The sequence below is a fragment of the Flammeovirga yaeyamensis genome (assembly GCF_018736045.1).
GTDB classification, from domain to species: Bacteria; Bacteroidota; Bacteroidia; order Cytophagales; family Flammeovirgaceae; genus Flammeovirga; species Flammeovirga yaeyamensis.
Genome location: NZ_CP076132.1, coordinates 2,779,955 through 2,805,455 on the forward strand (window position 1 = coordinate 2,779,955; position 25,501 = coordinate 2,805,455).

General features: G+C 34.3%; 21 protein-coding genes. 11 read left to right on the forward strand and 10 right to left on the reverse strand.

The genetic code is table 11. The annotated features are described in order from the left end of the window. Positions 1-14: 14 nt before the first annotated feature. Positions 15-1,196 (reverse strand): oligosaccharide flippase family protein, encoded by a 1,182-nt coding sequence (locus KMW28_RS10940; RefSeq protein ID WP_215585721.1) that lies wholly within the window; start codon positions 1,194-1,196, stop codon positions 15-17. 326 nt (positions 1,197-1,522) lie between these two features. Between KMW28_RS10940 and KMW28_RS10945 the strand changes: the two genes are divergently transcribed. From KMW28_RS10945 to KMW28_RS10955, 3 genes are all read left to right on the forward strand, one after another. Beyond that, positions 1,523-1,987: a GreA/GreB family elongation factor gene (locus KMW28_RS10945; protein ID WP_066207346.1), complete on the forward strand. Its 465-nt coding sequence runs from the start codon at positions 1,523-1,525 to the stop codon at positions 1,985-1,987. 55 nt (positions 1,988-2,042) lie between these two features. Further along, entirely contained in the window at positions 2,043-2,876 is an 834-nt protein-coding gene (locus KMW28_RS10950) for a hypothetical protein (protein WP_169663385.1), read from the forward strand. 170 nt (positions 2,877-3,046) lie between these two features. Further along, positions 3,047-4,327, forward strand: a complete 1,281-nt coding sequence (locus KMW28_RS10955; protein WP_169663384.1) for a CHASE2 domain-containing protein — start codon at positions 3,047-3,049, stop codon at positions 4,325-4,327. 305 nt (positions 4,328-4,632) lie between these two features. On the opposite strand, the gene KMW28_RS10960 is transcribed toward KMW28_RS10955, so the two are convergent. The 5 genes from KMW28_RS10960 to KMW28_RS10980 form a co-directional block, all read right to left on the reverse strand. Beyond that, positions 4,633-5,022 carry a methylglyoxal synthase gene (locus KMW28_RS10960; protein WP_066207338.1) on the reverse strand — a complete coding sequence of 130 codons (390 nt, stop codon included), beginning with the start codon at positions 5,020-5,022 and terminating at the stop codon, positions 4,633-4,635. 507 nt (positions 5,023-5,529) lie between these two features. Then, positions 5,530-7,362, reverse strand: a complete 1,833-nt coding sequence (locus KMW28_RS10965; RefSeq protein ID WP_169663383.1) for a TrkH family potassium uptake protein — start codon at positions 7,360-7,362, stop codon at positions 5,530-5,532. A gap of 309 nt (positions 7,363-7,671) precedes the next feature. Continuing rightward, on the reverse strand, positions 7,672-8,316 hold the full coding sequence (locus KMW28_RS10970; RefSeq protein WP_066207329.1) for a 7-carboxy-7-deazaguanine synthase QueE: 645 nt from the start codon (positions 8,314-8,316) through the stop codon (positions 7,672-7,674). Between the two features lie 105 nt (positions 8,317-8,421). Beyond that, a complete protein-coding gene (gene folD / locus KMW28_RS10975; protein ID WP_169663382.1) occupies positions 8,422-9,312 on the reverse strand; it encodes a bifunctional methylenetetrahydrofolate dehydrogenase/methenyltetrahydrofolate cyclohydrolase FolD in 891 nt (296 codons plus the stop codon). A gap of 99 nt (positions 9,313-9,411) precedes the next feature. Continuing rightward, positions 9,412-10,671 carry a T9SS type A sorting domain-containing protein gene (locus tag KMW28_RS10980; protein WP_169663381.1) on the reverse strand — a complete coding sequence of 420 codons (1,260 nt, stop codon included), beginning with the start codon at positions 10,669-10,671 and terminating at the stop codon, positions 9,412-9,414. Between the two features lie 235 nt (positions 10,672-10,906). Here KMW28_RS10980 and aat point away from each other — a divergent pair, with 235 nt between their 5' ends. Then, positions 10,907-11,623 carry a leucyl/phenylalanyl-tRNA--protein transferase gene (gene aat, locus KMW28_RS10985; RefSeq protein WP_169663380.1) on the forward strand — a complete coding sequence of 239 codons (717 nt, stop codon included), beginning with the start codon at positions 10,907-10,909 and terminating at the stop codon, positions 11,621-11,623. A 48-nt stretch (positions 11,624-11,671) separates the two neighbouring features. Beyond that, positions 11,672-13,126, forward strand: coding sequence for an aminoacyl-histidine dipeptidase (locus KMW28_RS10990; protein WP_169663379.1), 1,455 nt, complete (start codon positions 11,672-11,674; stop codon positions 13,124-13,126). Positions 13,127-13,590: 464 nt separating this feature from the next. Here the strand turns inward: KMW28_RS10990 and KMW28_RS10995 are convergent, their stop codons facing one another. Beyond that, positions 13,591-14,100 carry a thioredoxin family protein gene (locus KMW28_RS10995; RefSeq protein WP_169663378.1) on the reverse strand — a complete coding sequence of 170 codons (510 nt, stop codon included), beginning with the start codon at positions 14,098-14,100 and terminating at the stop codon, positions 13,591-13,593. Positions 14,101-14,151: 51 nt separating this feature from the next. Between KMW28_RS10995 and KMW28_RS11000 the strand changes: the two genes are divergently transcribed. The 5 genes from KMW28_RS11000 to KMW28_RS11020 all read left to right on the forward strand — a co-directional run bounded on the left by KMW28_RS11000 (position 14,152) and on the right by KMW28_RS11020 (position 20,500). After that, entirely contained in the window at positions 14,152-14,400 is a 249-nt protein-coding gene (locus tag KMW28_RS11000) for a type II toxin-antitoxin system Phd/YefM family antitoxin (protein WP_169663377.1), read from the forward strand. Beyond that, positions 14,401-14,670, forward strand: coding sequence for a Txe/YoeB family addiction module toxin (locus KMW28_RS11005; RefSeq protein WP_169663376.1), 270 nt, complete (start codon positions 14,401-14,403; stop codon positions 14,668-14,670). It abuts the gene before it with no gap. Between the two features lie 62 nt (positions 14,671-14,732). Next, positions 14,733-16,871, forward strand: coding sequence for a S9 family peptidase (locus tag KMW28_RS11010; RefSeq protein ID WP_169663375.1), 2,139 nt, complete (start codon positions 14,733-14,735; stop codon positions 16,869-16,871). 269 nt (positions 16,872-17,140) lie between these two features. Continuing rightward, positions 17,141-18,439: a dicarboxylate/amino acid:cation symporter gene (locus tag KMW28_RS11015; protein WP_169663374.1), complete on the forward strand. Its 1,299-nt coding sequence runs from the start codon at positions 17,141-17,143 to the stop codon at positions 18,437-18,439. Between the two features lie 195 nt (positions 18,440-18,634). Then, on the forward strand, positions 18,635-20,500 hold the full coding sequence (locus KMW28_RS11020; RefSeq protein ID WP_169663373.1) for a peptidase U32 family protein: 1,866 nt from the start codon (positions 18,635-18,637) through the stop codon (positions 20,498-20,500). A gap of 133 nt (positions 20,501-20,633) precedes the next feature. Here KMW28_RS11020 and floA read toward each other — a convergent pair whose 3' ends face one another. Then, positions 20,634-21,638, reverse strand: a complete 1,005-nt coding sequence (gene floA / locus KMW28_RS11025; protein WP_169663372.1) for a flotillin-like protein FloA — start codon at positions 21,636-21,638, stop codon at positions 20,634-20,636. A 249-nt stretch (positions 21,639-21,887) separates the two neighbouring features. On the opposite strand from floA, the gene KMW28_RS11030 reads away from it, so the two are divergent. After that, positions 21,888-23,396, forward strand: coding sequence for a peptide MFS transporter (locus tag KMW28_RS11030; RefSeq protein WP_169663371.1), 1,509 nt, complete (start codon positions 21,888-21,890; stop codon positions 23,394-23,396). 221 nt (positions 23,397-23,617) lie between these two features. On the opposite strand, the gene KMW28_RS11035 is transcribed toward KMW28_RS11030, so the two are convergent. Further along, positions 23,618-24,358 (reverse strand): hypothetical protein, encoded by a 741-nt coding sequence (locus KMW28_RS11035; protein ID WP_169663370.1) that lies wholly within the window; start codon positions 24,356-24,358, stop codon positions 23,618-23,620. Positions 24,359-24,426: 68 nt separating this feature from the next. Beyond that, positions 24,427-25,488 carry an o-succinylbenzoate synthase gene (locus KMW28_RS11040; protein ID WP_169663369.1) on the reverse strand — a complete coding sequence of 354 codons (1,062 nt, stop codon included), beginning with the start codon at positions 25,486-25,488 and terminating at the stop codon, positions 24,427-24,429. Positions 25,489-25,501 lie beyond the last annotated feature (13 nt).

Consider the following 25,501-nt stretch of genomic DNA (forward strand, 5'->3'; position numbering starts at 1 on the left):
ACAGTGATATAAATTTAGAGTTTTATTTTTAATATTAGAATGGCTAACATATTTACTAATATCATTGAAATAATAAATGGTAGTATTCCAAAGAAATACAAAACAAATAAACACCCCAGAAACAACCCCTTCCCTAACATATTCACTCTCAACGTAAACTTGGTCTCGCCTAAACTGTTATAATATACCTCTGCAATTTGATAGACACTTTGAGTACAAATCAAAAATGAGAGTAGTCCAAAATATTGTCCACTTGTTCTCCACACCTCTCCAAAAAAGAAAACAAACAGATGTTCTGAAGTAAAAAATAGAAATAAGGCGATGCTAAAAGTGATCAAAAAAGTGACTAGAATGGATCTATTGAATAAGATCTTTGAGGACTGAGTTTTATTCCCTTTTGAAAAATAAGGTAATAATAAGTTATTGACGACTTGAAAAAGTGAATTACTTATTTGCTGTTGAATGGATTTGGCTTTGACATAACTTCCCAACATTAAGCTGCTTCCTACAAATTGTATTAATAAAATGTCTATTTGAGAGAATAAATTGTTCAAAAACACAGAGGCTGAACGGGTTTTCATGTAGGGATAAAAAGATGCTAAAGATGTCCTCTCAACTTTTGGTTTCCATGAACACAAAAAATAGAATAATGTAAATTGAAGAGCATATCTTAAAAGGAAAGTCCAAACTAAAGCAAAGATTCCATATCCTTGATAAGCGATTATTAATCCTAAAATCGTTGAGCTTAAAGATGAAATGGTATAAACTATGGAGGTGATTTTAAACTTTAAATCAATTTTCAGTTTAGTCATGGATAAACCTCCCCACCCTTCAAAGAGAAAACATAAGCTCAATATAAAAGCGGCTAAAGGTTGATAGGTAAAATCATCAAATACAAAAGTTAATCCGTAATAAGATAGATTGAATGTCAAAAAACAAATGAAGCCTAAAGTCAAGATCACCCAAAATGCTGTGGAAAGTTCTCTATCCGATACCTGATTCTTTTGTATGAGTGCTTCATGTAAAGAAAAGTCTTGAAAAACATTTAAAGTCACTACAATGACCACCATTATACCAAATGAGGCATAATCAGCTGGTGTTAGAAATCTAGTCATGAAGACTGATCCCAACAAAACCACTGCTTGACTAAGCACTTTTGATGAAAATTCGTAAGTGAGGTTCTTTAAAAAACTCAAGGTAATAATAGATACTTTGATGTAAATGAAAAAAATCTCCTAAAAATAGATATTAACTAGGAGTTAGGAATTAGGAGTTAGGAGTTTTTTTACGTCAGAGGTGGTATTTTATAAAAAACCTATGTTTAAGTCATCGATCTGAATCAATTTTTAGAAAACATTCTTATTTTTGTTATCAATGGTAACTTGAGAAGGAATTCTTACAAAATACTCTTGTAGGGATGTTGCAGTGCAACGTCCGAACGGTTGATTTTCAAATCATCATATATTTATAATTTGAAGAATTACCTACAGAAATTCTGGATCGGGCTAATAAACGAATAATAATGACAAAGTCAGCATACATTACAAAAGAAGGAATGGAAGGATTGCAACAAGAAGTGCAAGTCCTTTGGGAAGAAAGAAAAATTGTTACTGAAGCAGTTTCTGATGCAGCCGCTATGGGCGATCGTTCGGAAAATGCCGAATACATATATGGTAAAAAGAAATTAAGAGAAATTGATGGCCGTTTGACTTACCTCAGAAGACGAATTGGTAATGTTAAGGTTTTTGATCAAGAGATTGATGAAAATAAAGCCATGTTCTCGGCTTATGTGACTTTTAAAGATCAAACCAACCACATGATGACCCTTCGTCTTGTTGGACCTGATGAAGCGGATATCAAAAAGCAAACAATTTCTATTGCCTCTCCTATTGGAAAAGCTTTGTTAAATAAACAAATTGGTGATTCTGTAGATGTTGTCACTCCTGCAGGTAAGAAAACTTTCACTATCCAAAAAGTCAAATACTAATTAGGTAGAGTTTTTGATTACTTATAACTGAATATCTATCTTAGAAATACTAAAAATGAACTATAAAAATATAATCCTAGCCGTTACTCTTTTTCTCACCACCTCACTTGTCTCTTTTGGACAAGATTGGTATGTACTTCATGTAACGGGTGAGATCATAAATACAGCAACCAATACTCCAATTAAAAGTGGAGATATGTTAGGTGAAGATCTAGCTTTACAATTTGCAACAAACACTGCAAAAGCTGTAGTCATTGCTCGATCTAAAGGTAAAATGCTTTTGGATGGAAGTAAAACATCCAAGAATGAAGATGGTGAATTCATGAGTTTAGTATCTCAAGTGTTATTCCCTGTACAATCAAATAAAATGATGAGTACGCGTAGAGTAACTTTCGGTGGAGAGATGGATATTTCTTATTATTTCAATGGTGGTCCATATGTCTTCATGAGCGATTCAGTAGTCCTCAATGTCGACAAATTTAGGTATCCCCTAACTGAAGATAAGAAAATGGCTGTTCGATTTGTATCTGAAGGTCAGGCATACAATCGCTGGATTGAGAATTATGGTTCAGATAATAAAATCTTGATTGATGCTAATAATGTATTCAAAGATGTAAATACAGATAAAATAGAAACAGTGGATGTATACTACCTAGATATGAGTGGTGAAAAACCAAATCCAAAACATATAGGTAGCTTCGATCCTGTTTTCATCAATGAGGATAAATTAAAAACTGAATTACTCTCTCTTAAGAAATTCTTATCAGACTACCAGAATGAACCTAAGGAAACTGTGAAGAAAGAATTGTATCAATACGTTCTTGATATTTATGGCAAGGTGGATGAGGTGATGTTTGAAGATTGGAGTGAGGATATTGGGGTTATTTAGGTAGCAGGTAGCAGGTAGTAGGTAGTAGGTAGCCAAAGTTAACGCTCGTTCTTGTGGTTCGTAGGGACGTAGCAGTGCAACGTCCGTACAGGTGCATCTTCAATATCTCAATTTTTTAATTATCATTCTTATTTCTTCATTTTATAATAAGAACAACAATTTTTTAAATAATGAGCAAACCAAGAAAAAAAACAGATCGTCTAATCTTTCGAATGCAGAACAATAGCATTTTGATGTGGGCGATTTCTATTGTGCATTCTTTTGTTATGATCATTGGACTGATGTACTATATGTCATTGGTTTATGTGATGCCAGATGAAATTCTTTTGATTGAAACACTTTCTATGGTGAAGAATGCGTTATTGGGTGTGGAAGATAAGCCATCTAAAGATCGTTTTCTTTTTGTGAATTGCTCTTGGGAAAAGGATTTAACAGTAAAAAAGGATTCTAACGATTTTGTGATTGGTAATGTGGATATTACTAATCGTAAATCGATTACTAAATTTGTAAATCAATTGAATCAAAACCCTGATAATCACGAGTATCTTTTGGTCGATGTTCGTTTTTATGATGAATCTGAGGATGATAGTTTGATGCAAGCTGCTTTTGCTCAATCAAAAAATACGATTGTTTCATATCATAAAGGAGCTGATGGTAAACCGCATTATCCTGTTGTAGATGTACCTATAGGTCTATCCGATTTACAAGTACAAGAATTGAATCATGAAGAAACTGTTTTATTAAAGTACCATATTATTCAGGCCGATTCTTTAAAATCAACTCCTCTCCTAATTGCTGAAAGAATGTATGGAGAGACGATTGAAAAAGGTTGGCTATTTAATAAATTCAGAGGTAATTACATGTTGGATAGTTACATCCTGGACTACCCAATCCGACCATATGATATTTTTGTTAAGAATGACTACATGTACATTCAAATGCATGAGTTATTAAACATGCCTCCTTTCTTAATCGAAGATTATACAAAAGACAGAATTATTGTAATGGGAGACTTTGAGGATCATGATATTCATAAAACTATTTATGGGTTTATGCCTGGTCCACTTATCCTTACCAATGCATTTATTACTCTTGAAAGAGGTTATAATAAAATCACCATTGGATTCTTCATCTTTATCTTTATCTGTTTTACCTACATCTCACATAAAGCTTTAACGTTTAGAGATCCTGTGACGAAATTCATGGAGAAGTTCTTCAATTCAGATCACTTCTTGATGGAAATTCTTCAAGATTCACTATTCTATTTAGTCTTCTTTGGATTGATGTCGGTCATCTCCTATTTCCTATTCAATATTCACCTTACTGTATTGATTCTATCCTTCTACATGTACGGGGTGGAACAAGGTTTACTTTATTATAAAGGGTATATTGAAGAGAAATCTAAGGGTAAGTCGAAGATAACGGAGAAGGAAACTGAGGGGGTGAAGTAATAGCAAGATATCTCCTAACTTATCCACGATTGAAATGGTAGGTAGGAAACAATAAAAAATCCCATAGACTTTATTTAGTCTATGGGATTTTTTTCAACCCCACTTCAACCCACGATTAAAATCGTGGGCTAGTAATAAGCTGAATTCTCAAAGACTAAAGTCTTAAAGAATTTATGCCCAAAACCTAATTTTGATAACACTTTAGTGTTGTCAAAATCAACATATCACCAACCCATGACTTCAGTCGTGGGTTATATACACGCATAGGTCAAGGGGTACAAAATGTTTGTATATCTGAAATATACCTACTTCTTAAACACATCTCTAATCCCCGCCATCAATAACTGTCCAGAAGCTGGGTTTGTTGCCAATGGCACATCATATAAATCACAAACTCTCATCAACATTTGAACGTCTGGCTCGTGAGGGTGTTTTCCAAGTGGATCTCTAAAGAAAAATACTGCATCAACATCACCTTCAGCAACCATTGCTGCAATTTGAGCATCACCACCTTTTGGTCCAGAAAGTTTACAATCTACTTCTAATCCTGCTTTTACTAAATGACTACCTGTTGTACCAGTAGCTACAATTTTTATGTCAGAAAGAATATCCATATGATCTTTAAAAAAGCCCACCATTTCTGCTTTTCTCCCATCATGGGCAATCATTGCCACTCTTTTTAATTCGTTGTTCATAGTTTATGATGTTTTAAAAAATTACTATTCTTTTCTAAAAAGACAATAACAAAATGGTATTAGAGTGGTCCGTAGGGACGTTGCAGTGCAACGTCCGTACTTGTGCACAATATATAATAACCATTTGTGTTATTATTATTTTTGCAAAAGCCTAAGATCTATTTCAATTCGAAAGATAAGAGATTTTTATTTTGTGATGTATGATAGATGTTACCTTTTTTTACATTAAAAATAATCTCAGATTTTCAATTCTCAAATCAGTGTTTAAAATATATGTGGGACGAGGTCGGGAGACCTCTAACGTTTATAGGCACAAATGTCGCTAGCGCTTAACATTTGCGCCAGGTGGCTTTACCTTTAACCTCATACTTCAATCTCGGCATCTCAAGGAATAAATCCCTGGGCTTTTAATACTTTCTCCCTTACCTATTAGTTATTACTTATTACCAAAATAACGAGCGTTAACTCAGCACCTCCTACCTACTACCTGCTACCTGCTACCTAAAATCACCCCACCATCACATGCGCCTCAGGATATTGATAACTATTCGTATTTACCGTAGAACTCAAAGCCAATGCCAGCGTAAGCGTACCTACTCGACCAATATACATCGACATAATTATCACAACTTTACCGATAGATGATAATTCACTTGTTATACCCATACTCAATCCTGCGGTACCAAAAGCAGATATTTGCTCAAAAATCAATGGAAGTAACTCAATTTTTGGATTATCTAACTCAGTGATACTAAGGATAAATAAGGCAAGTAAGTTATATATCAAAGCAAACATAAAGATGGAATATGATCTTTTGATGTTCTCATCTGAAATCGTCCTTTTTCGTACTACTATACGTTCTTGTCCTCTGATGATACCGATAGATGACAAGAGTAAAAGATAGAAAGTGCTACTTTTAATACCTCCACCTGTCGAACCTGGTGCCGCACCGATAAACATCAAAAAGATCATAACAAGAATGGTTGGAGGTTTCATAGAACCGAAGTCCATTGAGTTAAAGCCTGCTGTTCTAGTAGTAACTGATTGAAAAAATGAGGCTATGATTGATTCCACAAAAGATCGGTCTTGTCGAAGTTGATCAATTTCTAGAAAGAAAACGGTTAGCATGCCGACCAATATCAAAATGATGGTCGAATAAAGCGAAATAGATGTTCCTATGGAATATTTTTTCCATGGACTTCTCCAACGCTCTCTTATCTTACTTGGAGAGAATATTTCCTCAATGGTCGTAAAACCAAAACTACCGAAAATAATGATTATTCCAATTACCATATGTAATCCATACATATGTCGGATATCAATTATACCATTATCGAATCTTGTAGTATCAATTGCATCGATACTTGTATTTAAACTATCGGGAAATAAACTGAAACCAGCATTACAGAATGCAGAAACAGAATGGAAGATAGAATACAATACTTTTTGAGTAAAGCTATTGAATTGAAGGGAATCTCCCCATGAAAAGAAAATAGCGATGGCCCCAAGTGTCTCAATCCCTAAAGTCAGTAGAATTACCTTCCTCAATAAACCTGTAGCTGATGACAAATCCTCACTACTTAATACATCCTGAATTATGGTTTTGTGTTTTAAGGATACACCTTGAGACATGAAAGTGGCAAAAAAGGTCGCAAAGGATACAATACCTATACCACCTAATTGCGCCAATAACAAAATCACTAACTGACCTTGAGCTGTGAAATATTGACCAGTATCTACAACTGCTAAACCTGTCACACAAGAAGCACTTACTGAGGTAAATAAAGCATCCAAAAAGTTCATACTCGATTCACCGATAGTTGCTTTTGGCAACATCAAACAGAATGCTCCGAAAAGTATTAAGATGATAAAACTGAATATGAATGTTGTTGATGGTTTAATCTTATATTCTGATATGAGAACAGAGACTTTTGTAATCTCTATCATCACTAAGAAGGTCAATGCTGCATAAACGACATGCTGATAGACTTGATTTGTTGTTCTATCAATTTCAAAACCAACAAAAAAATGGAATAAACCTAGTAAGGTGATGAAACTTAAAAATGCTCCTTCGAACCATGTGGACTTTATAAACTCCAACCGGTAATTGGTAAAGATCGTTCTTAAGGCATAATTTGATATATATATGATGAATAATACCGGAACAATATTTCTAATGAAACGCTCATCGGATTGTTCTAAATAAAAACCATATTCAAAAATGACAAATACGATGGATAATGTAGAAGCCACAATCGCCGATATTCTTTCGTATCGGAATACAGAAGTTTGATACTTTAAAAGCCATTGATTAATAAAGTCTTTAGTATCGGTGTTCATGTTTTATGAGTAAGGAGTAAAAAGTATGGAGTAAGATGTTAGCGGACTTACTCTTCCAAAATATAAATATAAGTTGTGTGGGTGTATTTCAAAAAAGATTGGTGGAATAGTATTGGGTTTGTCAATTATATTTTTCTAAATGGTTCGTTTGGGCAATCGTAAACATTTCGTAGGGACGTTGCAGTGCAACGTCCGTACAGACCCTGTTACATATTAATATTTCGTATATGATCATATAAAAAAGAGGATGATACATATATTTATGAATCATCCTCTTTCTAAAAGGACTAATATTGTATTGATAATTCTTTATGGAATATCAATATATTTATGTGTTTGTAAACTCAACTGCCATTCTGGATTGTTCTTCACAAATTCCACCAATAAAGGTGTAATTTCTTGTCTTTTCGACCATTCAGGCTGAATATAAAGCTTGCAATCTTTATTTAATTTTTCTGATAGATTGATGGCCCATTGAATATCAGATTTATGGAAAACGACCACTTTAAATTCTGATGCCAACTGATAGGCCTCTTCTACAGGTTTCTTAAATTTCTTAGGCGACAAAGTGATATAGTCTAAGTGTCCTGTAAATTTATGAGTACCTGATGTTTCTATATTGATATGGAAACCTTCTTCCTTTAATCGTTTAGTAAGAGGTTCCAAATTATGCATAAGAGGTTCTCCCCCAGTGATAATCGCTAATCGACCTGGGTGTTTCTTTGCATTTTGAATAATTTCTTCGATTTCTAAAACAGGATGAGCATCCTGCTCCCAAGATTCTTTAACGTCACACCAAACACATCCAACATCACAACCTGCCAAACGAATAAAATATGCTGCTTGACCAGTATAGGCTCCTTCACCTTGAATCGTATAAAATGCTTCCATTACTGGAAGTGCGTGACCTTGTTTGACTCTTTCTTTAACAGAGTAATCTAATTTCTTTACCATTTAGTCCTTTTTTTTAAAACGCTTAAAAAAGTCCTTCAAGGGGTGAGGGAACCCTTGAAGGACTCGTATATACAAATTTGGCAATAAATTTAGTCAATTACCAAACTATACTGATTCCTTAACAGTTTTTCTTTTTGCTGACTCTAAAGTATTCATCAATAATGAAACTACAGTCATTGGTCCAACTCCGCCAGGTACAGGTGTAATCCATGAAGCTTTTTCTGCTACTTCGTGGAATTTCACATCACCTTTCAAAGAGAAACCAGATTTTTTAGATGGATCTTCGATTCTAGTGATTCCTACATCCACTACTACTGCTCCTTCTTTAACCATGTCAGCAGTAACAAACTCAGCTCTACCTAAAGCGACAATCAAAATATCTGCTTGAAGACATTCTTCTTTTAAGTCTTTAGTTCTACTGTGAGTTAGGGTTACTGTACAGTTACCTACCTTAGAGTTTCTCGACATCAATAAACTCATTGGTGTACCTACAATATGAGAACGCCCGATAATCACACATTTTTTACCTGATGTTTCGATTCCATAACGATCTAGTAATTGAATGATACCATAAGGTGTTGCAGGAAGGAAAGTTGGAAGACCCAACATCATTTTACCCAAGTTTGTTGGGTGGAAGCCATCCACATCTTTATCAGGATCGATAGCTTCTGTTACTTTAGTTTCGTTGATATGCTTCGGAAGAGGCAATTGAACGATAAAACCATCAACATCAGCATTTTTGTTTAACTCATCGATTGTTTTTAATAGCTCCTCTTCAGAGATATCGGCATCAAACTTATATAAAGACGATGTGAACCCTACTTGTTCGCAAGACTTTACTTTATGATTCACATAAGTTCTACTTGCACCGTCTTCACCAACTAAGATAGCGGCTAAATGTGGTTTCTTGCCTCCTTGGGCAGTCAGTTTTCTTACCTCCTCAGCAATTTCTTCTTTTATAGCATTGGAAGTTGCTTTTCCGTCAATTAGTTGCATTGTATTTGATTTCGCACTTAAAAAATATTGAGTCACAAAAATAATGACTTTGATTACTTTTTCATCACCTTTTCTTAATAATTTTAATCAAAAGGCTATTTATTGTAAAATCGAAACTTTCCTTACGGTTACTTGACTGCCACTTCTAATTCTTAAAATATAGACTTTATTGTAACTCAAATTACTGATTGTCATCTCACTTCCAATGTTAGTTTCTGATAAAACATATCGCCCATTTACATCATATACCACAACTTCTTTGAGTAGCGTATTATTTAGAAAAAATAAATTGATGTTATTCTGATAAGTAATTAATTGAATATTGCTCAGATTATCTTCTTCTTTTTGAATCATTACCTTTCCTAAAATATGTTCAGTGCCATTAAAATCGATTTGATGTAAACGGTAATATTGTATTTCTTCTTCTAATGCTTGTTGGTTATAATAGGTGATCTTCGTAATCGAATGACCAGCAGCTTCAATTTCATCTACTTTTGTCCAATGTTTATTATCAAATGATCTATAAATAACAAAGTAATCTGAATTGGTCTCGGTGGCTGTAGCCCAATGTAGATCAATGGTATTTTCTTTCGCGAATCCTTTAAAATATAATAATTCAACAGGCAAGTCATATCCATCATCAAACTCACCACCTGACTGTATATAATCAACAACCGCATCTAAATCTGTACCTTTAAGTAATTCCTCTCTCGCTTTTTCGATTAACTGAGAGGCGTTCGATAATTCCGCAGAAGATCTTTCAAATTCATCACATGCTTCACTCCCATTTAAATCACCACAAGCATCACCAAAGTCTAGATTTACATTTGGACCTTGGACATTCCCACCGACAACAATAGCTCCATCAGTTGTATCAGTATTTAATTCTTGATTGTATTGAATAAAATCTTCTACTAATAACACACTATTATTTTTGAGGGTGATCTCATGTCCTCCTAAATTTTGAGCATGAATTTCTTTTACAATTAAAGCTGAATTATCTACTATCACTTGATCAGTCGAACCACCATCTCCTTGAAGGTTTAATTGACCAGAGATAACATCAAGAATACTTTTTTCTTTAATCTCAAGTATGGAGTTATTTAAGTTGATGTTTCCATTTATAGTTACTTTTGCCCCATTATCAATAATTAGTTTTGCTCCATTTAATAAGGTTACATTCCCATTAAAAACAACATCTGATGATATGGTTAAAGTTACTCCGGCATCAATATATATTCCATCAGCATCAGTATATGTAGTTGGAGTACTAATAATTTGATCTACGGAAAAATGAATGTTTGCATATGTGCAATGCATTAATAGTGTTAGAATAATCGATAGAAAAAAAGATTTCATAGCTGGTGTTTTGATTTAAAATCGAAACCTACACTGACGTTATTAATCATACTAATAACTCCTTACTTCATCCTTCTGTGTCTTATACGTCAACATCACTTCAGGCCACTATTATTCTTATTTTAGCTTTATTTAAGGTTATTATTAATGATATTCCCTTACCTAATTTAATTTTCATTCCGATTATTGTAAATTGAAAATTATTTCAAAATGAAAGATTATTTAACAACATAGTATGCCTATATTTCAACTTGAAGATGATAATATTTTATTCCCTCCTGCTCGATTAACTGATGAAAGTGGAATACTAGCAGTTGGTGGAGATCTTTCCAGTGAGAGAATTATAGAGGCATATGCTAGTGGCGTTTTTCCATGGTTTAATCCTGAGGATCCCTTATTGTGGTGGTCCCCTGACCCAAGATGTGTTTTGTTTCCTGAAAACATCAAAGTATCGAAGTCTATGCGACAGTTACTGAGAAGAGAAACATATACCGTCACATTCGATCAAGATTTTGCGGGAGTTATTGATGCTTGTCAAAAAATCTATCGTCCGGATCAAGGAGGTACTTGGATTACTGATGAAATGAAGGAAGCGTATATCAACCTTCACAACATTGGATTTATGCATTCTGTAGAGGTATGGGATGATGGAGAATTGGTTGGAGGACTGTACGGAGGATCGATGAATAAAGCCTTTTTTGGCGAATCGATGTTTTCTTTTAAAAGTAATGCTTCTAAATTCGGCTTCATCATGCTTTGTAAGAATCTCGAAGAACAAGATTTTGAAATTATAGATTGTCAGATGCACACAGACCATTTAGAAAGTATGGGTGCCGAAGAAATTCCAAGAGAGGCTTTTTTGATGTACATTGACAGAAATCAAGAAAGAAAGTTTGAAAAACAAGATTGGAATAAGAAATTTAGGACTGATTTCTATACCGCAAAGAGTTAATACTCTGTTGGATATTTAAACTAGACATATTTAAACCTATATATAAACATGAACAAAGAGGTTGCAAGTTTACATCCAGTACAAATCTGGGAAAACTTCGAAAAAATGAACGAGATCCCTCGTGGATCAAAGAAAGAAGAAAGAATTATTGCCTTCACTAAGCAATTTGGTGAAGACTTAGGTTTAGAAACCATCGTTGATGAATGTGGTAACATCATTATCAAAAAGCCGGCTACTCCAGGAATGGAAGATCGCAAAGGAATTATCCTTCAAGCACATATTGATATGGTTCACCAAAAGAATGCGGATACTGATTTCAATTTCGATACAGACGGTATTCAATCGTATATTGACGGTGATTGGGTAAAAGCAAAAGGAACAACTCTTGGTGCTGACAACGGTATTGGTGCAGCAACAATTATGGGTGTTTTGGCTTCAAAAGACTTAAAACACGGTCCTATCGAAGGTCTTTTCACTATCGATGAGGAAACAGGTATGACTGGTGCTTTTGGTTTAGTAGAAGGTGTTTTAGAAGGTGATATCCTTTTGAACCTTGATACTGAAGACGAGCATGAATTATGTATTGGCTGTGCCGGTGGTATCGACACGAATGTCAATTACGATTATGCAGAATCTGCTGCAGAAGGAAAAGCGTATCATATTCAATTGAAAGGCTTAAAAGGTGGACACTCAGGATGTGAAATCCATTTAGGTCGTGGTAATGCCAATAAATTAATGAACCGTTTGCTTTGGGAAACTAGAGAAAAATTCGGTTTGGAAATCGCTGAAATTGATGGTGGTTCATTAAGAAACGCTATCCCTCGTGAATCTTTTGCGAATGTGGTGATCGATCCTGCTAAAGCAGATGAATTCGAAGCTTACATCAAACAAGTAGAAGCTGATTACCAAGCAGAGTTAAAAGTTACAGAACCAAACTTGGTGATTAACTTGGAAGCTATTGCTACTCCTGCTAAGGTAATGGACGTAAAAGCACAAGATGCTTTATTGTCAGCTATCTACTCTGCTCCTAATGGTGTTATCAGAATGTCTGATGAGTTAGAAGGTCTTGTAGAAACTTCTACTTCAATGGCAAGAGTGCAAGTAAAAGAGGGTAAAGTAGTGGTACAATCACTTACTCGTTCATCTGTTGAAACTGCTAAATATGATGTAGCCAATCAATTAGATGCCGCTTTTGCTATCACAGGTGGCAACGTAGAACATGGTGGTGCTTATCCAGGTTGGACACCAAATGCGCATTCTCAAATTCTTGAGGAAATGAAAGAAATTCATCAAGAATACTTCAAAAAGCCAGCAACAGTAAACGCTGTTCATGCTGGATTGGAATGTGGTATCATTGGTAGCCACTACCCTAACTTAGATATGATCTCATTTGGTCCGACTATCAAGAATCCTCACTCTCCAGACGAGATGTGTGAGATTGGTACAGTAGCTAGATTCTGGGATTTCTTGGTGTTGACTTTGGAAAGAGTGGCTAAGAAGTAAGGGTTAGGTAATAACTAATAAGGAATAAGTAATAGGGTTGCTTTCCTTAAATGACAAGAATTGCAACCTACCTAAATACGATGGGTTACACCCATCGTTGGGGAAGAATGGTAGACTTTGAGAGTGGTGAAAAAATTGGTTCACTAGGCTTGGGGGCTACCATTTTTTGTTAAGATGTATTTTTTGAGCTATCCAAGCATCTATAGGTGACCTTACTTGTGCGATGGGTTGCACCCATCGTTGGAGAGGATGAGTTGACTTTGAGTTTATCAAAGAAGTAGTCTTGTGGTATCTTATGAGAAGTCGAAGGAGATGCCGTAGCCCTTCCATTACCCTATCCTTAACCGCCATTCTACCTATATCATAGAACTTATCATCTACCTATCTTCGTCAAGGAGGGGTGCAACCCCTCCGATATATGCGATATGATAGATATTAGTGATATAAGTAGAAATATCAAACAATTAATAAGGTGATAAATACCCCTCTCTAAACTCCTTAAACTCCACTCCTTCATACGCTGCCTCGTTCATAAAAGACAACATCAAATGTAACTTTTGCTTTTTTATGTATCCTTGAATTGGATATGGATTAGCTTGAAGTTGCTCATCTTTCCTCACCCATAAAAAAACGTAGGTTGGAAAACCCATGTTCCCTCCTAATAAAGTATGAGATAAAGATTCATAGGTAAACTCCTCTCCTTGAAACATCAACTTTGAATGATCCTCAGCATTTATCTTTACTGCATAAAAATTTGCATTGATATAACTTACTATTTCTTCATTTTTGAAGGTTGTTCTATCCATCTTTTTACACCAAGTGCACCAATTGGTGTACACATCAATAAAAAATTGTTTTTGCTCTAATTTGTTCTTTTGAAGGGCTTCTTCGAAAGTGAGCCATTGGATGGTTTGTTGACAGAAGGCTGATTTTGTGATAAATACCAATAATAAAAAAAGATACAACTTCTTCATTGAGTTCTATATTTGTACAATATTTTGTACATTTGCAAAAAACTTAATATTATGAATACAACAACATTAAGTGATTTAAGAGCAAATCTCAAATCATATTTCGATGAGTTAGAAGATAACAAAGATATTTTAATTGTTCCAAGAAGTGGTAACAAAGAAGCTATCGTATTGATGACTTTATCAGAATATAACAGTATGAAAGAAACTGAATATTTATTATCTTCAAAAAACAATCGAGAGCTACTCGAAAAATCTATAAAAGAGCTTGACGGTGAAGATACTATCAAATTTGAACTTTAAATGAATATACTATTCTCAAAAACTGCTTGGCAACAATACTTATTCTGGCAAACTGAAGACAAAAAAATAACTTTAAGGATACATGAGTTAATAAAAAACATTCAAAGAGATCCTTTTAAAGGTATTGGTAAACCAGAACCTCTACGTCAAAATCTAACCGGATTTTGGTCAAGAAGAATTAATTCAGAACACCGTTTGATTTATCGAATTGTAGGAAAGAAAAATGAAGGACAGAGAATTGAAATAATATCTTGTCAATATCATTATTGATATTTTCTTTTTGATACCATTTCTCTACATTTACACCCGAAACAAATCAAACCATATATTTTATGATTCAAAACACATACAAAAGCTTGCTTCTTATATTGGCAGTATGCTTTAGTTTTTCTGTATCGGCACAAAAAAAAGAACTAACAATCGCAGAAGGGATAATGGGCTATTGGTCGTTATACCCTGAGTACAAATCTGTTTTATGGATTCCGGAAAGTAAGGGTTTCTACTCTGAAACGGATGAAAATCAAATTTTAAAAGTAAATGCTAAAAAAGGTACTTCTGAAGTTTTAATCACTTTGGATGATATCAAAGCAAGTAATTCTGATTTAGCAAATTTAAGTCGTTTACCACGTTATCGTTGGTTGAATGCAAAAGAAATGATGTTCCAATATCAAAAAGCTTTTTATAAGATTGATATTGAAACGAAACAATCTCAAAAAGTAATTGATGTTAAAGGTGATAATGCTGATTTCACTTCAGACTTTTCGAAAATCGCCTATACGATTGATAATAACTTATACATCAGCGTAGATGGTAAAGAAACTCAGATTACTGACGAGAAAAATAAAGAAATTGAGTTTGGTAAAGTCGTACATAGAAATGAATTTGGTGTACATAAGGGCACTTATTGGTCACCAAAAGGAAATGCTATTGCTTTCTATAGAAATGACCAAACTATGGTCACTGATTATCCTCTAGTTGATATTTCAACTGTACCTGCTCAAGCTAACCCTATCAAATATCCTATGGCAGGGCAAAAATCAGAAGAGGTTACTTTGCATGTTTACAATGTAAATACGAAACTGACTACCCCTATTAAGATTACAGGAGATAAAGAGCAATACTTAACAAATGTGGTTTGGAGTCCAGATGAAAAGTATATCTACATCGGTATTTTAAATAGAGATCAAAATCATTTGGCTTTAAATCAGTATGAAGCAGAGACAGGTGATTTTGTAAAAACTTTATTTGAAGAAAAAGATGATAAGTACTTATCATTAACTCATCCAATGGAATTCCTTCCTAACTCTAATGATAAATTTATCTGGAGATCGGAAAGAGATGGTTTTGAGCATGTTTATTTATACAATACGAATGGTGAAGAATTGGCTCAATTAACTAAAGGTGATTGGGTTGTTATGGATATTATCGGGTTTGACAAGAAGAAACAAAACCTTTTTGTATTAGGAACTGATAATAATGGCTTGGATAGAGAGATTTATAAAGCAAATCTAAAATCGAAATCAGTGAAGAAAATCACTACGCTTTCTGGTGTATATTCTGGTGTAAAGTATGATGAAAGTAGCAATTTAATCTTAGCTTCTTTCTCTAACATTGATACTCCTAACAAACAATTTGTGATGGATGCGAATGGCAAAGTGATTAAAACAATCATGGAAGCCAAAAACCCATTAGAAGGATATAATGTATCGAACATCGAATTAAGTACAATCAAAGCAGCAGATGGCAAGACTGATCTTAACACAAGGATGATCAAGCCTGTTAACTTCGATCCAGCTAAAAAATATCCAGTTATTGTATATGTTTATGGTGGGCCTGGTGTTCAGCTTATTACAAACCGTTGGCAAGCAGGTGCTGCCTATTGGATGCAAACTGCTGCTCAAAAAGGATATATAGTGTATACTGTCGAAAGTAGAGGTTCTGAAAACAGAGGTAAAGATTTTGAACAAGCTACTCACCTTCACTTAGGTGATGAAGAAGTGGCAGATCAATTAAAAGGTGTAGAATACCTTAAATCTCTTCCATATGTAGACGCTGATAAAATGGCCATTCACGGTTGGTCATTTGGTGGTTTTATGACGACTTCAATGATGACCAAAGCTGCCGGCACATTTAAAGTGGGTGTTGCAGGTGGTCCAGTAATGGATTGGGATTTTTATGAAGTGATGTATACAGAACGTTATATGTCAACTCCTCAAAAGAATCCTGAGGGTTATGCAAATGCTCGTTTGCTGGATAAAACTACCCTTCTTAAAGATAAATTATTAATTATTCATGGATTAATTGATGACGTAGTAGTACCTCAACACTCTTTCAGATTTTTACAAGAATGTGTGAATAACGGAGTTCAAGTTGATTTCTTCACTTATCCTGGTCACCCACATAACGTAAGAGGAAAAGATAGAATCCACTTAATGAACAAAGTACTTGATTATATTGATCAGAATATTTAATCTGAGCATAATGATAATAATAAGCAACAGTCAACTAACTGTTGCTTTTTTATTGCCAAGAAGTAACAATTAATCTTTAATAAATATCAAAAAACGAAACTATTTAAAATTCTTACATTAAATTGTAGGGTCATTTTAGGGTACAGAATACATAAATAATTCATTGCTGAATTATAATATCAAAATGATAAATAGTTAAGAGCTCTTTTTCAGGAGTTTAGATCAATCAATTTTTAAATTACTTGTCCTTTTTATAGGAAATCACAGAAATGAAGAAACTTGCTTTACATTGGAAAATCATCATTGGGATGGCTTTAGGTCTAGCTTTCGGGCTTACATTAAGTTATACAGGAAATGCTGATTTTTCGAAGGACTGGATAAAACCATTTGGAACTATTTTTATCAATTTATTGAAATTAATTGCGGTTCCACTCGTACTTATCTCCTTAGTGAATGGAGTTGCTTCAATGACTGATTTATCAAAGTTATCTAAAGTTGGTGGTCGTTCTATTGGTATCTACCTTACTACCACTTTGATTGCAGTCTCAATAGGATTGGTATTAGTTAACTTTTTCACTCCTGGAGAAGGATTTTCAGAAGAAACCAAACAAGCTTTAATTACGAAATTTGCTGCTTCTGCATCCACGAAAGTGAAAGCTGCAGCCGAAATTAAAGAAAGAGGACCATTACAACCATTAGTTGAAATGGTACCTGATAATATCTTTGGATCCATGAGCAGTAACAAAAACATGCTTCAAGTGATCTTTTTTGCCATTCTATTTGGTGTGGCTTTAGTGGCTATACCACTAGAACACTCGAAATCAGTAAAAGCTTTATTCTCTAGTTTAGATAAAGTAATATTGAAAATGGTTGATTTGATCATGAAATTTGCTCCTTTTGGTGTTTTTGCATTAATCGCCTCATTAATTTCTGAAATTGCCGAAAATGATCCATCGAAGGCAGTTGAACTGTTATTTGCCTTAGCAAAATACTCACTAGTGGTAATTTTTGGATTGTTAATCATGATAGCCGTTATCTACCCTACCATGCTAAAAGTATTTGGTAAGGTAAACTATAAAGACTTTTTCAAAGGCATCTTCCCTGCTCAGATGATGGCCTTTTCAACCTCATCATCAGCGGCAACGCTACCTGTTACAATGAAACAAGTGGAGGAAGAATTAGGTGTATCAGAAGAAACTACTGGATTCGTACTTCCACTAGGTGCCACAGTAAATATGGATGGTACTTGTTTATATCAAGGTATTGCAGCAGTTTTCATTGCTCAAGTATCTGGTATTGATTTAACACTTCAACAACAATTATCTATCGTTGTAACTGCAACTCTAGCATCAATTGGTTCTGCCGCAGTACCAAGTGCAGGTATCATTATGCTGGTTATTGTATTAGAACAATTAGGATTACCGGCTGCAGCCATCGGTTTGATCATGGCTCCAGATAGAATCTTAGATATGTTCCGTACAGTAGTTAACGTAACAGGTGATGCATCAGTGGCTATTTTAGTGGATAAATCCATCAAAAACGAAGCTGATAATTTACAAGAGGCATAAATTGTGATATTGAATGAATGAAGTTTGATATGTAAATTGGGATTATTCATTCCGATCTTCACTCTTCACTCTTCACTCTTCACTCTTCACTTAAAAAAACAACTTACTTAATCCCAACAGGATTAGGTAAGTTGTTTTTTTATCAATTAGCTTTCTATTATCTTTGCACTCCGTTTACACATAACTTTCACATAAATGAAATCTTTGGAATTATTAGCTCCGGCTAAGAATATAGAAATTGGTATGTCTGCCATTAATCATGGTGCAGATGCAGTATATATTGGTCCATCACAATTTGGAGCAAGAGATGCTGTGGGTAACTCTATTTCTGATATTGAGAAATTAACCAAGCATGCCCACCGTTTTCACTCAAAGATTTTTGCGACTATGAACACTTTGATGTTTGATAAAGAGCTTGAATCTGCTCACAAACAAGCTTGGAGTTTATATGAAGCAGGTGTAGATGCATTAATCATTCAAGATATGGGCTTATTGGAAATGGATTTACCTCCAATTCCATTGCATGCAAGTACTCAAACACATAACTATCATTTAGAGAAAGTAAAATTCTTAGAAAAGGTCGGTTTTGATAGAGTCGTATTAGCTCGTGAGCTTTCCATAAAAGATATCGAAGAGATTAATAAAGCGACTAATGTTGAATTAGAAGCTTTTGTTGCGGGTGCATTATGTGTGAGTTTATCAGGTCAATGTTATATGTCAAATAATGTGGGCGACCGTTCTGCTAACCGTGGAGCATGTGGACAACCATGTCGTTTACCTTATGATTTAGTGGATAATACTGGCAGAAAGTTAGCCAATCAAAAACACCTATTATCACTAAAAGATTTAAATATGAGTGATTATGTTCTTCCTTTAGCAAGAGCAGGCGTAAAATCATTCAAGATAGAAGGTCGTTTAAAAGACGAATCTTATGTGAAAAACCAAGTAGGTAACTTCAGAAAAAGAATCGACTTTGTTCTAGATAAATACGGTGATGAATTCGTAGCAGATTCTCAAGGGAAAACAATGCTTGATTTTGAACCTGCTATTGAAAAAACATACAACAGAGGGTTTACCACTTACTTCTATGAGGAAAGAAATCCTGAAATTGTTCATTTCGATACGCCTAAAGCTATTGGAGATAAAGTAGGTAAAGTAAAGCAGATAAAAGCTAATCAATACCTAATTGAGATGGATGAAGGTAAAAAACTGATTCCTGGCGATGGTTTGTGTTTCTATGATAAACATGAGCAACTTCAAGGAATGAAAGTGGAACATGTTGATGCTGAAGGCTGGATCAAGACTTCCTTAGTGATGGGTGTTCGTGTTGGAGCTGATATCTTCAGAAACCACGATCATCAATTCGTTAAGGACCTAAAGTCTCAGAAAACACAAAGAAAAATAGAAAGTGATATCGTTATGGATTGGAAAGATCATACAATCACTTTAACCATAAAAGATATTTACGGAAATTCCTATTCTGATAAATATAAAGAACCTTTTGAAGTCGCATCCAATCGTGAAAAATCGGAGCAGAACTTAACAAAAGGCTTAAAGAAATCGGGTAACACTATTTTCTTGATTAATAATGTGACGCTTCCTGAAGGAGATCTACCATTTATTCCAGGTGGTCGATTAAATCAAATGAGAAGGGATTTAATTGAAGCTTTTGAGAATAAAAGAAATTCTGAATACAAGCAACCACCAAGATTAAATACGGAAATTGATCACTCCTATCCTTTCCCACAGAAAATACAGAAATGGGATCACCATGGTAATGTCTTAAATAAGTTAGCGAGACAATTTTATGCAAAACATGGTATCACAGAAATCGAGGAAGGTTTTGAAGGAAGAGAAGATAAATCGAAACTTCGTTTGATGACGACTAAGCACTGCCTTAGATATCAAATTGGTCTTTGTGATGAATACGAAACTTTCGTAAAAGCACCTGAAGATGTGAAATTCCCATTGTTCTTGAAATCTAAGAATGCTCGTTACAAGCTAAAATTCAATTGTAAAGAGTGTGTGATGATGATTGATGATGCTCCTGAGGAGGATTAATTCAAGTGGTTCGTAGGGACGTTTAAGTAAAACGTCCGTACAAGTTAGCAGCTAAGAAAAATTAATAAATATGAAAAAGGCGATCTCAAAAATTATTTTGAGATCGCCTTTTTGTATGATTAAGATTTATCTATTAATCTTCGTCTTCATCATCATTTCTCAATGATGTAGAGTCATCTTTAGAAGAATCTGCGATAGCATCTCTCATTGTTGTATCGGCCTGTAAGTTTTTCAACTTATAGTAATCCATGATACCTAAGTTACCGTTACGGAATGCTTCAGAAATTGCCAATGGAACTTCTGCTTCAGCTTCGATTACTTTCGCTCTTGAAGCTTGTGCTTTCGCTTTCATTTCTTGCTCAACCGCTACGGCCATTGCTCTTCTTTCCTCTGCTTTAGCTTCTGCTACTTTTAGATCGGCATCAGCTTGGTCAATAGAAAGTTTTGCACCAATGTTATCTCCAACATCAATATCAGCAATATCAATAGATAAGATTTCGAATGCAGTACCTGAATCCAATCCTTTTTCTAATACTAGTTTAGAAATTTTGTCAGGGTTTTCTAGTACCTCTTTATGTGATAACGAAGAACCAATTGAAGTTACAATACCTTCACCCACACGAGCAAGGATAGTTTCTTCACCAGCACCACCGACTAATTGAGCGATGTTAGCTCTTACAGTAACACGTGCTTTAGCAACCAACTGAATACCATCTTGTGCTACAGCAGAAACTGATGGCGTATTAATTACTTGAGGGTTTACTGAGATTTGAACGGCTTCAAATACATCACGACCCGCTAAGTCAACAGCTGCAGCTAATTTAAATGATAAAGGAATATTTGCTTTATCTGCAGAAATTAATGCCTTAATTACCGATGGAACATGACCACCTGCTAAGTAGTGAGTTTCTAAATCAGAAGTTGTTAGATCCAATCCAGCTTTAGTAGCTGTAATCAAAGAATTGACAATAATTTTTGGAGGAACTTTACGAATTCTCATTCCTACAAGACTGAACAAACTGATTCTCACATTAGAGAAGAATGCTGTAATCCATAAATTAACAGGAACGAAATACAATAGTGCAAAGAATCCTATTACTCCTAACAATAGGACACTGGCTAAAAATGGCAAAGTCATTTCTTAATTTTAGTTTATAAATTTAAAAAATTAGTTATTTGGATGTAATATAGCATTTATATTTTATTGAAATGATGTTTAATATCAACTTTTTCTTTTGGATAAATTTTAGATATTTGCATTTCAAACAATTCAATTAGTTTTAGTATAAATGCAAATTGTGTACTTAAGCTAAACTTTATGTTCGTAAGCTGAACACATCGAACTTAATTAGAATTAAATTTATTACTAACCAAAATTAATTTACACGTGAGTAAGACGACAACGGGGCATCCTAAAGGTTTGTATACCTTGTTTGCCACAGAGTTCTGGGAAAGATTTAGTTACTACGGAATGCGTGGTTTCTTCGTATTATACCTAACAGCAACACTAGCAAACGGAGGCTTTGGCCTAGAAAAAACAGAAGCGTATAGTATCTATGGTATTTTTACAGCATTAGTTTATGTAACTCCTATTATTGGTGGTATCCTTGCTGATAAAATCCTTGGGCAAAGAAAATCAATTTACATTGGTGCCTTATTGATGGCTATTGGTCAATTCACTATGGCATTATCTATTTATGACGCGCACGATTTATTCTTGACTCGTCATATGTCGCTTTACTTAGGATTAGGTCTACTTATTATTGGTAACGGTTTCTTTAAACCGAACATTTCTACAATGGTTGGTGGTTTGTACTCTGCAAACGACCCTAACAAAGATTCAGGTTTCACAATTTTCTACATGGGTATTAACCTTGGTGCTTTTGTAACCAACTTTATTGGTGGTTCATTAGCTGAAAATGTAGGATGGCAATATGGATTTATGGCAGCAGGTATTGGTATGGTCATCTCTACTATTTGGTTCTTCATGAGAGAAACATCTGTAGTAAGTGGTGAAACAGGTCTTGCTGTAGGTATGTCTCCAAAAGATCAAGGTACTGAGAAGAATAAATTAGTGAGAAAGGATTGGAATAGCATCCTTGCTTATGTGGCTGGATTAGCTATTTTATCGTATATTCTTGTACACTTAGTTATTAATATTGATAGTGATTTATTAACTGATATAGTTCTAGTAATAGGTGTTTTAGGATTAGGTTACTTATTTGTAACAATTTTCCAAAATACAACTGGTTCAACGGAATGGAATCGCGTAGGTGTAATTTTCGCCTTAGCCATTTTCAATATTGTATTCTGGTCAGGCTTTGAGCAAGCAGGTACTTCTTTCAATACTTTTGCAAACGAATATACAGATCGTAATGTATTTGGTTTTGATATTCCAGCTTCATGGTTCCAATCAATCAACGCCGTATTCATTATTCTTTTAGCACCATTATTTACAATTATATGGACTAAATTGACAGCAGTTAAGGCAAACCCAAGAACTCCATTCAAGTTTGCATTCTCATTAGTATTCTTAGGTATTGGCTTCGGTATCATGGCTATTGCAAACGATACTTACAATGCTTCTAATGCTTTAATTTCTCCAATGTGGTTAGTAATGGTATATTTATTCCACACTGTTGGTGAGTTATGTATGTCACCTATCGGATTGTCGATGATTACAAAGTTATCGCCTCCAAAAATTGTTTCTGTAATGATGGGATTCTGGATGGGATCTATCGCTTTGGGTAACTTCTTAGCAGCTCAAATGACAGCGATTTCAGAACATTATCAATTCGATACTTTCTACTTTATCACAGTGTATGCTTTTGTAGCTGCTGCGGTTGCGTTCTTAGTATCTCCTATTTTGACAAAAATGATGAAGGGTATTCACTAAGAATTCCTTTTATATATATGAAAAGAGGTTTCTTCAATTTATGTTGGAGAAACCTCTTTTTTTGTTTTAAGTCCTACTTACTTTTGATACTCATGCTTAGTATTGTGGTCCAACGATTGAAATCGTGGGTTGGTGATAGGTTGATTTTTACAACACTAAATTGTTGTGAAAATTTGGTTGTATAATAAGACTTAGATGATTCTATTGTAAAATACATAGAGCTATCTAACTACTAACTCTACTGGATGACATTCATTTTCGTAAACTTGTAAATCCAGTTTTTTCAGTGGCATCCTCCTATCGAATTGTATTTTATTTTGAACTGAAAATATTTCATATTGTCCATGTCTTAAGGGAATATGTAAGTTTTTTAAATTCTCACAACTCACTTCATCATCACTTTCTTTGAGGTAACCGATTAGATCGAATTGATCAGTTTCAATGTCTCTTACAAATACATAAAAGCCAAACTTATCTAGTTTTTCCTCATTTGAATAGAAAATAGCGTTTCCAACATAGGCCCCCTTGGCTAAAGGTGATTGTACTTCTGCCCTATGATCTTTAAATATCACTTCATGAATATGTGCAGAAAATATTTCTGTTAGATTGTAGTTAACGTCTAGGTATACTTTTTCAAAAGTCGCATGACCCTTCTTTACTTTTGATGTAGCGAATACATTCTCTACGTATTTTTCATTGTCATAGTATACTTTCGTGATTCTATTATCTTCAACAAATACTCTGGCATCTAAAATTTCCTTTTGATGTTTGTTGAAGAAATCTTTATCATCAGGCATAATTACCCATACTTCATGCCATCCATTTGTAGGAGTGGGTAGATGATTCTTCTCTTTGTGATAATAATCTTTTAATTCAGAGACGGTATAAACTTGTTGGGCAATTGATAAATTAGAAACAAAGAAAGTGTTAATCAGAATGAAGGCGAAAATAGAAGATCTCATATCAAAATAGGTTGTTTAATTAAAATACAATTTCAACCTCTATTGATATTCAATAACTTATAACATTACTATAGATCATTATTTATGTCCCATTCTAATGCTTTATTGTAGAAAATCTCTCCGTTGTTCACTTCCAATGGTGAAGCAAAATTATTATGATATAATTGACCTGTTCCCAAGCCATGTGGTTTATCTATTTTATAGTTAGCTGTAAATTGAGCAATGGCATTTAACCCAATATTTGATTCTAAAGCAGAAGTCATCCACCAAGGAATATTTCTCTCCTCAGCAATTTTTATCCATTTGCTCGACGCCTCTAATCCTCCAATTAATGCCGGTTTTAAAATAATGTATTGAGGTTTCACAATATCCAATAACTCTTCTTGTAGATGTTCTTCCACACCGATCAGTTCTTCATCAAGGGCAATGGGTATTGGTGTAGCATCACATAATGATGACATCTCTTCTAACTGCTTAGGCCATATAGGCTGTTCAATAGAATGAATCTCAAATTCTGATAACCGATTCAACTTCTCTAAGGCTTCTTCAACAGGAAAAGCACCATTAGCATCTACTCTTAACGTAATATCATTTGATGAATATTGAGAACGGATGTATTTCAAAAGTGATAATTCCTGATCAAAATCTAACGCTCCGATTTTCATTTTGATACAATCGAAACCTTTATTTAATTTTTGATCAATTTGTTCCTTCATAAAAGACTTATCTCCCATCCATACCAATCCATTAATTGGTATGCTTTCTCCTTTATAAAAAGCATTATCATAGATCTTTTTAAACCCACCGTTACTCAAATCAAGTAATGCTGTTTCTATGGCGAAATAAAAACTAGGGTATAAGTCTTTATCAATAAACTCAGGTAAATCTTCTAAAGTAACTTTATGCTCATTTAAAGTTTCAATCAATGCTTTAAGACGAAGTTCATAATCTTCAAAATGATCAATACTTAATCCTTTTAAAGTATTACATTCACCATAACCGATTACTTCTGGATTTTCTGCATCAAAAACAGAGACAATAAAACAGTCCTTTTTAGAAATTGACCCACGAGATGTTTTAGCCGGAAAATTGAAAAGCAACTCTTTTTTGAAGTATTGAAATTTAAGCATTGCCACAAAATTT